Here is a 14,469-nt window from a genome sequence, read left to right as displayed (position 1 = left end):
GCTTGCGCAATTTCGAAGAATGCAGCGTACTTATCCGTACGTGAAATTCTGAGAAATTGCGCGTAACGCAGATATTGGACTTTTTACGGCGCCATCAAGTTTTAAGTGATTAAGTGTTAAGTAAAGTCAATAATCAGTTTAGATCTAATCAAGGCGAATCAAGAAGCATGCCATATACACTTAATTCAATAAAACGGCCGGGAATGAAAGGCGATCAACAACAGAAAGGGATGGCAGAGATATTGTCGCAGGCAAAACATTTTGGGGTTAAAAAACCCCAAAAACAAAGACATTTGCTAAATAACTATTTGATTTTAAATATTAAAAATATTTTGAGGCCAAAAAGCCCCAAAATCAGGTTATTTGATCCCGTGCTGTTGGATTTTTTTAAACAATGTGCGGCGGTTGATTCCAAGGGCTGCGGCAGTGTCGGATCTGCGCCAGCGATGCTTTTTCAGGGCGGAGACGATCAGCTTTTTTTCAACATCGAGAAGGGTGTGCTTCAGGCTTGCCGGCTGATCCGGGGTGCCCTGAAACACCGATTCCGCAGGCCTTTCAGCAGCAGGCGCACCGGGCAGTTCAAACCGGTTGACCGAAACATACCTGTGGATCACATTCTGCAATTCCCTGACGTTTCCCGGCCAGTGATGAGCGTATACCGCATCGAGCATAGCACCGGTAAGCTTGGGCCCATTTCCTGATCCGGCATACAAATTCAGAAAATGATCCACAAGCAGGGGCAGATCCTCTTTTCTGTCCCGCAGCGGGGGCACGTAAATCGGGATCACGTGCATGCGGAAAAAAAAGTCCTCCCGCATGCGCCCCTGCTTTACCAGGGACACGGAATCGCGGTTTGTGGCTGCGATAATGCGGATATCGGGTTTTTGCACCTCCCCTCCACCGACCGGGGAAAAACCTTTTCCGTCGATTACGCGCAATAACTTGACCTGCATGGCCTGGGTGATTTCCCCGATTTCATCCAGAAAAAGCGTGCCGCCGTGGGCCTGCTGCAAGTGCCCTGCCCGGTCGCGATCCGCTCCGGTAAATGCCCCTTTTTTGTGCCCGAAAAATTCGCTTTCAAACAGATTTTCCGGAATCGCTCCGCAATTGACCACCAAAAAGGGCCCCCCTGCCCGGTTTCCCACATTGTGGATCTCCTGGGCGACCAGTTCCTTTCCGGTTCCGGATTCACCGTATATGATCACATTGGCCCTGCTGGCCGCGGCATGAACGATATTTTCATAAATGGCCTGCATTTCGGCGCTTTTGCCGACAATCGCCCCGAAGCGAAACCGCTCCTTCATTCCGGTCCTGAGGCTGCGGTTTTCCTGCCGAAAATGGTCGGCCTGAGCGTTCAGAGCCTCTTCGGCCTGCTTTCGCTCGGTAATATCAATCATCAGGGTTTCAACGCTGAAAACCCTTTTTTCCGGATCAACCTCCTGCCGGGTTACGGCGTAATACCAGCGGTCGTCAAGCTCGCTTTGGATTTCCCGCTTTACCGGATGGCCGTCTGATGCCGCATGAATCGGACAATTGGTGCAGGGCAGATTCCGTCCGTGGAAAATAGCGTAGCACATTTCGCCAGTGGCGTTATGGCCGATTTTTTCCTTCATGCTCCGGTTTAAAAACACGATCCGGTAGTCCTTGTTAACAGCATAAATCAACCCCCCTGCGGCCTCGATTACCCCGTTTAAAGCAGCCTGGCTTCTTTGAAGTTCCCGCTGGGCGGTCTTGAGGTCCGTAATGTCCATAAAAGACGCAATGGAGCGTTTTCCGTCCGGCAGCATGGCCACCTTGATCCATATATCGCGCACCTGCCCGGAACGATTGAGCACCCGGCAATCATACTCATCCGGAACCAAAGATTCCCGGCCCCGGCGTCGGTGATGATAAGAAATCATTTTATCCAGGTCTTCCGGGGCAATAAACCGGCTCCATTTCATCCGGTGCTCGATTTCCTCTCTGGCAAACCCGCTTAATTTCTCAAACTCCACATTTGCCATGAAAATGGTCATGTCCGGCTCGATGATAATGGAAGCCGCCCCGGATTTTTCAAACACCTGGCGGTACCATTGGCGTACAGCGTTTGATTCTCTTGTCATTGACTTCATAATTCTATATAGATCACACAGTTGTTTTTTTTTCAATCATTGCCTGAAAAGATAGCAGGAATAAGAAAGGACGCGTCATGAAACAGGCATTTCGTATTGCAGCAACCGCTTTAACCATTGTTTTACTGATCTGTTTTGCAGCCGGCTGCGGTTCTGACAGTTTTATCATCAAACGGCAGGACCTGTCTGCGGTCAGCAACAGACTGGCGCTTCTGGAACAGCGCATGGACCTGGAGGCCGAAAAAACAGACATGCTCCTGGATCACTGCAGGGATCAGAAACAATTTCTTGAACAATCCATGAAACAGCACGATGATTCGCTAAAGGACCTTAAACAGCAGCTGCTCCGGGTGCACGATGAAACAAAAAACAGGCTCACTGCCCTTGAAACCGCCGAAAAACCCCAGCCCGTATCCAGGCCCGTACTGGAGAAATCCGGCACGGACAAACTGCTGATCGGAAGGCTGGAGAAAGTCCGGCTCACTCCCCCGGGCCGGGTTTTTAACGCCCGCATCGACACCGGCGCCACCACCTCGTCTCTGGACGCCCGCAATATTGAAACATTTGAAAGAGACGGCGATCGCTGGGTCAAATTCCAGATCCAGGATCCGGAACAGGAAACCTTATACGAAGTGGAAAAGCCGGTTGTGCGGCACGTTCGCATTGTACAGGCATCCACGGAAGAAACCACCAGACGCCCGGTCATAGAGCTGCAGTTTCAAATCGGCGGGACCAAAAGAGTTGAAGAATTCACCCTTGAAAACCGCTCCCACCTGGATTATCAGGTATTGATCGGCAGAAATGTTTTGCGCGATCTCATGGTCGTCGACGTTGCCCAGGAATTCATCGCCCCTCTTGAAGGAAACAAAACAAGCGAAAAAACAGATAAATGAAGTCCAAATCCGCTTTTTACATTGTTATCCTGATTCTGGTCCTAACAGGTCTGGGGCTTGGCTGGCTGAGACATGTAAACCTGGATATTCCCCTGGTACCGGGCCGGACACGGCCGGTCTGGCATATCGAGGCCAGAATCGATTTTGTGGCAGAGGGCGAACCGGTAAAGGTAAACCTGGATCTGCCCGGCAGCCCGCCGGGATTTGCTCAGGTTTCTCAACAGGCTGCATCAACGGGTTATGGATTTTCCATTGTGGACACTTCCACCGGACGCCGGGCGGAATGGACCCGGCGCGAGGCTCACGGTGATCAGACCTTGTATTACAAGGTTCAGATGACCCCGGAGCCGGATGCCGGCAGAGAATCCAGGGTAAAACCGCCGCCGGAACCCAAAACCGTTTTCTGGGACCCCTTACAGGCAACAGCCGCGCACCAGCTCGAAGAACAGGCATGGGAGAAATCCAGCACCCCGATCAGTTTTGCAAGGGAGCTGAGCAAACAGCTAACTGCTTCGGAGCCGGATCAGAATGCTTCCCTGCTGTTAAGCCAGTACCCCCTGCCCGAACTTTTGATGCGTCTGCTCAATCACGCAGGTATTGCCGCACGTGTCTCCATGGGCCTGGAACTTCAGGATGCCCGCAGATACCAGTCTTTGAAACCCATTTTGGAAGTCTTTGACCAGGAGCGCTGGGTGCCGGTGGATCCGCAAACCGGCACCCACGGCCTGCCCGAAAATCTGCTTTTGTGGCACAGATCCGGAAAATCCCTGCTGGATGTCAACGGCGGCACCAACTCTGAAATCCATTTCTCCATGATCCGCCAAACGCTTCCGGCAATGGACCTGGCCCGGCTTCAGTTCCACGATGGTGGGCTATCGCGGTTGAGCCTTTATTCGCTTCCCATTGAAGAACAAAGTGTTTTCAAGCTGCTTTTGCTGCTGCCGGTGGGTGCCCTGATCATTACGTTTATGCGAATTGTTATCGGCATCCGCACATCCGGGACCTTCATGCCGGTGTTAATCGCCCTGTCCTTTCTCCAGACCCACCTGGTACAGGGCATTGCCGCCTTTGTTATCATCGTGACCCTCGGCCTGATGCTGCGGGGGTATCTCTCCAGGCTCAACCTGCTGATGGTGGCCCGGATTTCCACTTTAATCGTGCTGGTGATTTTTCTGACTTCCATGATCAGCGTGATCGGCTATGAACTGGGTGTGAATCTCGGACTCACCATTACCTTCTTTCCCATGATCATCATTGCCTGGACCATTGAGCGAATGAGCATCCTATGGGAAGAGGAAGGAAGCCGGGAAGTTTTGATCCAGGGCCTTGGCAGCCTCAGCGTGGCCGTGCTGGCCTATTTGTGCATGCGCATGCCCATTGTCCGGCACCTGACCTTTAATTTTCCGGAAGTCCACCTGATTCTGCTGGCCGGCATCCTGACCATGGGCCAGTACACCGGCTACAAGCTCACCGAGCTCAAACGCTTCGGGGTGATGAGGAACAACGGCTGAAATGTGGATCTTTCCGCTACCTTTGCGCAGACTTGGTTTTCTTGGCATGAACCGCCGAAATGTGGCCTATATCAGCCGGTATAATTCCCGGGGGCGATACCCGCTTGTGGATGACAAACTCAAAACCAAGCTGCAGGCGGAAAAATTCCACCTGGCAACCCCCCGGCTGCGGGGGGTGATTCGATACCAGTACGAAATTGAGACCTTTGCGGGTATGGTCGAAAATCTTAGCGGTTTTGCTGTCAAGCCGTCAAAGGGTTCGGGCGGTAAGGGCATTCTGGTGATCAAGGAACGCAGCGGCGACCTGTTTGTCAAATCATCGGGCCGCAGTATCGACATCCACGTGGTGAAAAGACATCTGTCCAACATCCTGGCCGGTCTTTACTCCCTGGCCGGCACCCCGGATGTGGCCATCATCGAAGATTTGATCCAGCCTTCTGAAATGTTTGAAAAACTGTCCTATGAGGGGGTGCCCGACATCCGGGTCATCATTTTCAGAGGCTATCCGGTCATGGCAATGCTGCGGCTTTCCACCCGGGCATCCGACGGCAAAGCCAATCTGCACAAGGGTGCTGCGGGTGTGGGCCTCGATATTGCCACAGGCCGGTGCCTGCACGCGGTTCAATACTCAAAGCGCATCTTCCGGCATCCGGATACAGGCATTGATTTAAACACCATTGCCATTCCGGACTGGAAAAATCTTTTGGAACTGGCCGCCCGCAGCTATGAAATCACACGGCTGGGCTATATCGGTGCCGATCTGGTGGTGGACAAAAACGCCGGACCCATGCTTTTGGAGCTAAACGCCCGGCCCGGGCTTTCCATCCAGGTGGCCAACGGTGCGGGCCTGCTGCCCCGCCTGAAAAAAATCGAGGCGCTGGATCCGGATTTTTCCCCTCGTGCGAAGCAGCGGGTGGAATTTGCCATGAAGGAATTTTGATGGCGGCCTTTAAACTTCGTTCAAGGTTCAAAGTTCAAAGTTCAAGGTTCAAGGTTCAAGGTTCAAGGTTCAAAAAAATAAAACCAAAACTTTTAAGCATACTACAAAAAGTTATTTTCACCTCCCGGTTTCAGAGAGCCCCCCCGGTGCGGGCCCTGGCCGTATCCAGGATCTGTTGGATCTGTACGCGCACCGAATCGGGGATAGTGTCTGCCGGGCTCCGGGTCTGTCTGACAAGCTGCTGGGTGCGGTGGACGATGTGCTCGGACATGGATTTTGATACAGGACATGAAAAAGCGGCTTCCGGCTTGTCTGATGATGCAAAGGACCTGGCAAATCCATACGCCGCCAGTTTCTCCGAGGTCTGTTTGACCTTTCGGTAATCGCCTCCGGGACCTGCGGCCTCTACCTCCTCCCTGGCCAGGGTCTGCTCATCCACCAATACACCTTTGGCAATGTATTGGCTTTTTGCAATGATTTCGTCAGCCAGAACCAGCTGAAAAAGGGACCCGCACATGCCCGATTCCATAAATCCCACGTCATGGACGAGGCTGGGCCCGCTGAGCATGGCTGAATGAAGCGACAAAGAGGCTTCGATTGCCGCCTGGGCATCCATTGCCTTGGAATCACTGCATCCGCCTGCGGAAAAAACCGGAAGCCCCAGGTATTCCCCCATTTCGGTGAGTCCGGATTCCAGACTGGAAAGCTCCGGAGCGCCATAGGCAAACACGGCCTCACGCATATCCAGTATGGACTGGGTGCCGCCGATGATAATACAAGCCCCCGGGTTGACAATCTGGGAAATCACCACGCCGATAAGCGATTCAGCCAGGGTCATTGAAATATGGGCGGCATGCGTGGCCGGCACGGTTCCGCCGCCGGTGCTCGCAGGGGCAAAAATCTGGGGGATGTTGTTTCTGGCGCAATACATCACCTTGTCAATGGCGCTGAAATCGGAAAGAAGCGGGGAGATGGGCTCATTGTAAAACAGATAATTGGGTTTCCGCCGGAATGCTTCCGGCCCGCCGGCCATGGCAATGGCGATCTGATGAATATCCCGGCAATGCTCTTTGGACATGCACCAGGCAATGGGCGGCTTTGTGGAATTGCAGATCATTTCGGAAAACTCGAAAAGCCCTTCCATTCCCCGGGGTGCGTCACTGACCAGGCCCAGCGACATCACAAAACCAATGCCGGAAAGCGCCTCGCATACCCGTGCCACCATGGCTGCATCATTGCATGTGTAGCGCCTTCGTTCAAAAGTAAGGGGATCGATAAAGTTCGGACAGGTGGGACCGGGGCCAAAATAGGTGTGACCGTGCTCCACCCGCAGGGCGGCATGGCCCTGCCAGCTGAAAATCGTGCTCACCGGCGGCACGGAGTCAAGGGCTTTTTTCACAATGTGCGGCGGCATATAAACCCGGTCCCGGGTCACCCGGCAGCCGTTTTCCGCAAGTATCCGGCAGGCCTGTTCATGCTTGACCCTGGCTCCGGTATGCTGCAGAATTTTGAGCACCTGGTTGAATATCAGCCGTTTTTGACCGTCAGACAAAAACGAAAACCGGATATACTGGTTTTCCGTCAGGTTGGTTCGGGTTCCCATCAGTGGTCCTCCTGTTTCAAACTTGCTGCCAGGGCCTGCAATTCAGCCAGCAGCTTTGGATCCATGGGGTCGGGGGTATGCTTGTCCAGGATTTTGCCGCGCTGTTCAACAGCCCGCTGTTTCATGGTTGTGGCACCGGCCGCCAGCCAAGTGTCATAAACGCTTCTGTTGATCAGACGGGGCCGGAACCATTGCTGCCAATGCTCATGGGTGTGATCCTGGGTGAGATATTCCCCTCCCGGCCCGACCGATTCGATCAGATCCATGGCCAGGTATTCTTCATCCGTACAGATGCCTTTTCCAATCTGCTTGATCATGGAGATGATTTCATTGCACATGACCGTGCTGTCCATGCAGAACTGCTCTCCACCGTTGATCATCCCGGAGCCGTAAATCATATCCGCTCCGGACAAAAAGGCGTAAAACAGGCTTGCAGTACAATCCACTCCTGCCTCCTGGCCCAGATCATGGGCATCGGTAATACCCGCGGGCGACAGCATGCCCAGGCCCAGCCATTTGGAAATATCCGTGTTTGCAGCCACGCTCAGGGCAAGTTCCGGGGCGCCGTAGCAGCATCGGTTCATATTTTGTGAGCCCGCACCCGTCACGCCGCCTCTGATCAAAGGCATGCCGGGCTTCTGAAGATATGAAAGCACAGAGACCAGCATGGTTTCCGCCAGGCTTTGAACCAGCATCCCGGCAATGGTCGAGGGTGCGGTGATGCCGGAAATCGCCCGGGATGCACACACGCAGGGAATCTGTTTTTCAGCACAGAACAGCAGCTTGTCGGCCGCACCGGCCGACAATATCAAGGGGGAGTCGATTTCAACATAGTGCGCAAAAAACGGGTGTAACCGAAATTCCTTTTCCCCTCCGCAAATCAGGGACCCCATCTGCCACAATCCATGAAGCTGCCTGACATCGGCACTGCCCAAAAGCATGGGTTTGCAGGAACCTTCGAGCATGGCCGCCACAAGGGACAAATCCCATGACCTTTGGTTTGCGGAAAAAATCTTCAGGGGACCGGCAATAAAATCAAAATTGGGCAGAAAATCAACCAGGCGGGCTGCGGTGTAAATCTTTTCATAAAGGCCCTGGCCGTCAGCCGGCCCTCCGCTATCGGGTTTCAGCGGATAAATCGGCCCTGCGCCAAAAGCCAGCTCGTCTTTCTGCAGCCGCACCCCCCTGGTCCGGGTTCTGCCGGCTAGGGCAATTTTTGAAGGATGCCCGAGCAAGGCCTTTTCAACCAGCACCGCGGGAATGCGAACAAGATCTGTATCTGTAACCACGGCTTCGCTGTCCGCCAATAATCGGCAGGCACGGGGGCTTTTTACCCGGGCCCCCAGACTTTCGATAACCCCGAGGGCATCAAAATAGATGCGCTCCATCTCATCTTCGGACAAAACCTGAAAATTCGGCGTGGTCTGAACGATTTCCTTTATTTGCATAACTCCCCCCTGAAAGCCTCCGGGATTTTCGGTTAAGGATAAAATATCATAACCATTTCGGGTTTTCAGGCATTTTTTTCAAATTTCCCGCCATGAAGACCGCGCTGACCGGGCGGATCGTCGGAATGCACAGGACACGCGGCCAAATCAAGCGTGTTATGAAACCGTGGGGAAACACATCAGCATCGGCATTCCAATAACCCCAAGGTCAATGATGAAATGACAGATAAAAGCCGGTATGATACTCTTGTTGCGCTCAACAATAATTCCAAGGACAAGGCCGTAGACAAATGAAAGAAAGCCGAACACCGCTCCTGCGATCATGAAATGAATCAAGGCGTATGCCAGGGCCTGGACGATATTGGCTGTCCATGTTGAATATGCCGCCCGCTTTATCAGGTTATACAGGGCCAGACGATACACAACCTCCTCGCCTGCTGCATTCATCAAACTCATCACCAGCACGGGCGGCCAGAAGGCCGGACCGCGAAAGCAAACGCCCTTTAATACAAACAATTCAAAACAATAATAAACGCTCACAGCCAGGCCGATGAAAAACGTGTATGAAAAACGGTTCCAACCCAGCCAGGGTTGTATGGGAATCTTAAGCCAGCAAAGCCAGAACAGGCAGCAAACGGGTATGAGCATCACCGGAGAATACCAGAGGATGCGATTGTAGGCATCGGCAAGGGAAAAAACCGGCTGAATCGGCCAGGGCCATATCCTGAGCTGCCGGGTGAGATAATATATGAAAAAATTGAATAAAACCAGGGACACCAGCAGTGCGGCCATGGAAAAAAGGCCTACAAGTTCGGCCCTGGATTCATTGTTTGCCGGTGCGGTTTCCGCAGATGAAAGGGATTTGGTTTTTCGGCTGCCCCAGGCGATAACCATGGAACAAACAAGCCCGGTGAAAAACAAAAGCCCCATGACAACCTGGGCCTGGGTCAAGCCGGCAAAAAACCTTGGCTCAGTGCGGAAAACTTCAAGAACAATGCGTGCAGGGGGATAAAGCAAAAAATAGGCCGTAAACACCGCTCCTCTGAAACGGGGTCGAATTTCCGGACCGGAATAAACCCGGGTATAGACCCGGCGCAAAAAGAAAAAAACAGCCAGATTCACCATGATTGCATACAGCGGCACGGGATTTTGCAGGCCAAAATGGAATCCATAAAAATACAGATTCACCCGTGCGCCCCAGCAGCATCCAAGAAGCAGGCATCCTGTTCGGCCGAGGGCATGCACCATTGGCAGATAGAGAAAAACCGTATCCAGTATCTCGGAAATTCTGAAACGAAAAAGGCCGGAAAGAACGGCCAGAAAAATCACCGCCGGAATCATGCCGCCATGAAATGTGTGAGAACCGCCGGAAACGATATTTTCTACCAGCAGGTCCACACACCAGTGCTCAAACGGACAGTTGAGCATCCCCGCGGCCCGGGAGCCTGCATAGACCACAGGACCGATACCGGAAATGAAAATCCCGGTAAACACAAAAACGCGTTTTTTGGGATAACCAAGGCAAAAATACAGCTTTCGGGATGTAAAAACGGCAAAAACAATGAATGCAACCGCAATAATGCCGTAATAATAGATTTCCCCGAGGATTTGTAAGACAGGATACCGGGATGCCAATCCGAAGTATTTGAACATGAAAAACCCTGTCCTGGTCAAAGGTTGTTCCAGGCTGTCCGGGAAGCCTGGAAAATGCCCTTTCATCCGGAAATGACATTTTTACAATATGTTAGTTGCGATCTAAACGCTGAGACACCCGGTAAAAATTATGCAAAATCGATTGAAAAGAGGTGTGGAAAGTACGTCAGGCTTATTTTTTAAGGTTTTTTTCAGCAGCAACCAGAGGCCGAACCTGCCATAAGTCGCGTACAAGAGCAGTTATCGCTTTTATGGCAGGCTCGTTTTTGCGATCACCGAGCCATGCCAGGGAAAGATTGATCTCGAATTTTTTCTTGTCCCATATAAAAGCCACCCCATCTTTTTCAGCTTCCCTTGCGTCGTTTTCAAGCATCAGCGCAAGGCCGACCCCCGCCCGGACCAGACTCCTGCATGTCATCTCATCATCCACCACTATGGAGTGGGCTAGGTTCAACCGTTTCCGGGTGAGAATCGTATCGGCAACCCTGCGGAATGAACAATCCGGAGAGGTCCAGATCCACGGATAATTGGAAAGTTCATTCAAACTGGCCAAAGCGAGGCTATGCTTCCATTCCAACGGAGCGATGACCATCAGGTCCAGGGTTTTCAGCCTATACATCTCCACCCCCGAAGGATTGTCATTTCCGAAATAATAACCTATGTCAATCTCCCTTTTCTCCAGGGCATTGATCAGCCTGGCGCTGAGACAATGCTCCAGATTGATCATAAGATCGGGATAGAGAGAAAATATCTTGAGTATGGTTTCTGGGATTCGCAGGAAATCGGAATTGGAAGAATATCCCATTTTAATTCTTCCGGCCGGCTTTTCACCGGTAATCCTGGCAGAGTCAACGAAAGAGTCCACCGATATTAACAGCTTTTCCGCCTCTGCTTTCAGGCGATTGCCTTCTTCCGTCAGCTCCATTCCTTTCGGGGTCCTGTAAAACAGACAGACCTTCAATTCTTCCTCCAGAGCCTTTATATGCGCACTCACTGCGGGAGGGCTTATGAAAAGGCTCTTGGAGGCTTTGGTGAGATGTCGCTCTTCCGCAACCGCTACAAACGTCCGAAGATGATATAGTTCCATTGTGAATTCTCATTCATTAATCGAAAACAACCCATTTCATTATTACGAATGGATTTTTAAATAATCGTTTAATACCATAGAAGATAAGCAATGGATAAAACATAACTTCAAATTTATATCATACAGAAAGAAAAAGGATCTGTACAAAATATACTGCCATGCAATCTATTACAAGTAGTTTTGTTTTTTCGATGCTCCTTGCCCTGACTGCAAAATGCCGAACGTAAAAAAGTCCCCGGACTGCTTTGAATTGACGTTTTCCTTTTGATTGCGAGATCAAAAAATGACGGAAAGGAGAGAACATGAATTTGACCCCGGACGCTTTTCCCGAAGACAACCTGAGGAACTTGATTGTTGAAGCCCTTGCCAGACACACAAAAATTCCAAAAACAAGAATAATCTCACAGCCGAATCGCGAAAAATACTGGAACCCGGAAAACCCCCTGGACGCGACACCTGAACTGGATGAAGTTTTTTACCTCATGCGTGCCCTCAATGCACGAGCATTGCGGAATTCAAGCATTGCCGCTGATGAAATGGGGCGACTCAATTTTTCCGTTGCAATAGCGCGGTTTGCTACCGATATTGCTGATGCGATTCACGACCGACCATTCACCTATGTTGAAATGGGTCCTGAACCGATTAAAACGACATGCCTTATCCGGTGTCTTCGCGCCCATGGAGTCCGATTGACGGGTTACATCGGAATTGATATCAACCCGGCTTCTGAAAAACCGATGCGCGAAGCCCTGGCATCCGAGATAGAACCCTCTATGACCCACTTCTGTTTCCGTGATTTTGCCAACCTGGCATCAACGGATGTTCACACGGAAGATTTTCCCAGCCTTATCACGATGCTTGGATTCCAGGATGGCAACGAGCATCCGTATACAATTGCCAGGCGTTTGAAAAAAATTGTTCTGCCAGGCGATCTGGTAGCTTCAGAAATGCACGTGGGAACAAAATCAACATTCGATAAAATACAGGAATTTTATGAATCACCCGAGATGAAAAGATTCTCCCGGCTCGCCTTCGAGCGCATTATCGGGATGCTCCCATCCGAATATTGTATTCACACCCTGGATATCGATGCGGGATTCGCCAGCCCGGTACCTGTATGCGTTACATCCGAGTCTTTTGAAGATCCGGATACAGGGACAACCTCATTATGCGCGACGAACTGGTGCCTGAAACTCTCTCCGCTTCAACATCGATATACGCGCGAGGCTGGTACTAATATGCAGATAATTGCCGAACGCCGGACCGGCGATCGAACGATATCCTTCCAATTGGCAGAAGCGGCTGCATACGACCGAGCCCTTGTCCGGACCTATGAGCCGCTTGCAACAACACTGCCGGAAAACACAAATCAAATGGAGAAAAGCCAATGACCGGTTCCGACAAACTGGTTTCGCCGATGAAGCTAATTCCGGCAGGCTTGTCGATTGTCGCTGCAACTTACGGGCTTGCGCGTTACACCTACGGACTATACCTGCCTGATATCCAGGCCGATCTTCAACTTTCTATTGAGGTCATGGGAATAATCGGCAGTCTTTCCTATGCCGGCTACTTGGCCGCGACCCTGTTCGGTTCGACGTTATCAGGCATTACCGGACCGCGCCTCCCGATCATCATGGGCGGACTATGCGCATCCGGGGGCATGGCACTCATGTCGGTCAGTTCCGGGCCATGGCTGCTCGGCTTAGGCGTCATGCTTGCCGGAACCAGTCCGGGCCTTGCCTATCCTCCTCTTTCCGATGCGGTTACCAGATTGATCCGGGAGCCAAGCCAGGACCGCACCTATGCAGTGATCAACTCCGGCACCAGTATCGGGGTGATTATTTCCGGCCCGGCGGCCTTGCTGGCAGGGGAAGAATGGCGCTGGGCATGGGCTGGCTTCGCGTTATTCGCCGCACTGGCAACTGCCTGGAACGCCCCTCTTATGCCGAACGGACGTCTCTTCAATCGTACAGGCAGCAAAGACCTTCCCCGGCTGCGCTGGGCATGGCTTATCAAGCCGCGGTCCCAAAGACTTTTCATGGCCGCCGCACTATTCGGTGTTTCCAGTGCGGTTTACTGGACCTTTGCAGTAAATCTACTGGTTACCAGCGGCGCAATGGCAAACACATGGTCACGAACTTTCTGGGTCCTGATCGGAGTCTGCGGTATTATAGGAGGGTGTGCCGGAGACCTAGTGCGCCTTTTCGGACTGAGGCGCACCTTTGCGGGTTCGCTTTTCGCCTGTACCTTGTCGATCCTGGGGATTGCAATCTGGCCAGACAAACTGCCCGTGGCCCTGGCTTCGGCCATGCTGTTCGGAGCGACATTCATCCTTATCACCGGACTGTTCGGAATCTGGAGCGTTAATACCTTTAATGACCGGCCGTCTGCCGGTTTCGGAGCTACATTCTTCCTGATCTCGGCCGGCCAGCTGATAGCCCCTACCCTCGCCGGCATCATTGCAGGTATATGGAATCTGACCGATGCATTTATCCTTGCAGCTGCGCTTTGTTTCCTCACCGTATCGTTGGGACCGAGCCAGGAGATCTATGCAATGATCGAAGCGGAACCGGAGATTCGCAGTAAACAGAAGATTTCGAATATAGCAGTACGTTCGGCGGCTGAAATCGAGAACAAAAAATAAGGAGGGGCGTGGGGGGTCAGGATAAAGAATTAAATAGTGCCTGAACGAAAACCAGGTTTTCGTTCAGGAAATCCGAAACAATGACCAAAACCCTAAATGCATCAATGACAGAAACATCTTGTTTTAAGCTGTTGGTTTTTATCATTTGAACATTCGATATTCGTATTTGTTTCGGATTTCGGATTTCGATATTCGGGTTTTGGCTGAACAGGGCTTTCGTTCAGCCACTAAATAAAATAAAATGCAGTATGTTGCCATGGCCCGACCCCCATGCCAATGCCCGCCCTGCCCCATACCCTCCCCGGACCCCATGCCCCAGGTTGCGGTACAACTCATTGCTGCCCGTTATTGCGTTTTGGCCAAAGAGATATTATGATCCGGCACCTGCTGAGCGGGTGGAAATCCAACAATTACCGAACATGGAAAAGGTTTTTGAAAATAAATGCAGAACAATACATTTGCCCGGACAATTGCCCATGAAGTGAGTCTCCACCCGCATAGCGGGTGGCCTCAGGTAGCCCCCTAAAAGGGGGCTTGAATTGGGGAAGCCCTTTGAGTTTATTGGTTACTCAAAATCAA

10 protein-coding genes are annotated in these 14,469 nt (G+C 51.7%); 5 read left to right on the top strand and 5 right to left on the bottom strand.

Annotated features, from left to right (window positions below; genetic code table 11):
- Positions 1–359 precede the first annotated feature (359 nt).
- Positions 360–2,102, bottom strand: coding sequence for a sigma 54-interacting transcriptional regulator (locus tag ACTCIA_RS14770; protein WP_463002579.1), 1,743 nt, complete (start codon positions 2,100–2,102; stop codon positions 360–362).
- Positions 2,103–2,188: 86 nt separating this feature from the next.
- Between ACTCIA_RS14770 and ACTCIA_RS14765 the strand changes: the two genes are divergently transcribed.
- From ACTCIA_RS14765 to ACTCIA_RS14755, 3 genes are read left to right on the top strand one after another with little or no spacing between them, the layout of a single operon-like run.
- Positions 2,189–3,004, top strand: a complete 816-nt coding sequence (locus tag ACTCIA_RS14765; RefSeq protein WP_463002578.1) for an ATP-dependent zinc protease family protein — start codon at positions 2,189–2,191, stop codon at positions 3,002–3,004.
- Positions 3,001–4,515, top strand: coding sequence for an inactive transglutaminase family protein (locus ACTCIA_RS14760; RefSeq protein ID WP_463002577.1), 1,515 nt, complete (start codon positions 3,001–3,003; stop codon positions 4,513–4,515). Before ACTCIA_RS14765 ends, ACTCIA_RS14760 begins: the two co-directional genes overlap by 4 nt.
- Position 4,516: 1 nt before the next feature.
- Positions 4,517–5,455: an alpha-L-glutamate ligase-like protein gene (locus tag ACTCIA_RS14755; RefSeq protein WP_463002576.1), complete on the top strand. Its 939-nt coding sequence runs from the start codon at positions 4,517–4,519 to the stop codon at positions 5,453–5,455.
- A 130-nt stretch (positions 5,456–5,585) separates the two neighbouring features.
- Here the strand turns inward: ACTCIA_RS14755 and ACTCIA_RS14750 are convergent, their stop codons facing one another.
- The 4 genes from ACTCIA_RS14750 to ACTCIA_RS14735 form a co-directional block, all read right to left on the bottom strand.
- Entirely contained in the window at positions 5,586–7,058 is a 1,473-nt protein-coding gene (locus ACTCIA_RS14750) for a trimethylamine methyltransferase family protein (RefSeq protein WP_463002575.1), read from the bottom strand.
- Positions 7,058–8,506: a trimethylamine methyltransferase family protein gene (locus ACTCIA_RS14745; RefSeq protein ID WP_463002574.1), complete on the bottom strand. Its 1,449-nt coding sequence runs from the start codon at positions 8,504–8,506 to the stop codon at positions 7,058–7,060. The genes ACTCIA_RS14750 and ACTCIA_RS14745 overlap by 1 nt, the downstream gene beginning before the upstream one ends.
- 156 nt (positions 8,507–8,662) lie before the next feature.
- Positions 8,663–10,159: a prolipoprotein diacylglyceryl transferase family protein gene (locus ACTCIA_RS14740; RefSeq protein ID WP_463002573.1), complete on the bottom strand. Its 1,497-nt coding sequence runs from the start codon at positions 10,157–10,159 to the stop codon at positions 8,663–8,665.
- Positions 10,160–10,331: 172 nt separating this feature from the next.
- Positions 10,332–11,246 (bottom strand): LysR family transcriptional regulator, encoded by a 915-nt coding sequence (locus ACTCIA_RS14735; protein WP_463002572.1) that lies wholly within the window; start codon positions 11,244–11,246, stop codon positions 10,332–10,334.
- A 302-nt stretch (positions 11,247–11,548) separates the two neighbouring features.
- Here ACTCIA_RS14735 and ACTCIA_RS14730 point away from each other — a divergent pair, with 302 nt between their 5' ends.
- A complete protein-coding gene (locus ACTCIA_RS14730; RefSeq protein WP_463002571.1) occupies positions 11,549–12,637 on the top strand; it encodes a hypothetical protein in 1,089 nt (362 codons plus the stop codon).
- The gene (locus ACTCIA_RS14725) at positions 12,634–13,890 is read left to right on the top strand and encodes a YbfB/YjiJ family MFS transporter (RefSeq protein WP_463002570.1); all 1,257 of its coding nucleotides are present in this window, start codon (positions 12,634–12,636) and stop codon (positions 13,888–13,890) included. Before ACTCIA_RS14730 ends, ACTCIA_RS14725 begins: the two co-directional genes overlap by 4 nt.
- Positions 13,891–14,469: the final 579 nt, after the last annotated feature.

The organism is Desulfosalsimonas sp., from assembly GCF_055149105.1.
Note: the sequence above shows the minus strand (reverse complement) of the source record. Positions and strands in the feature narration are given on the sequence as shown.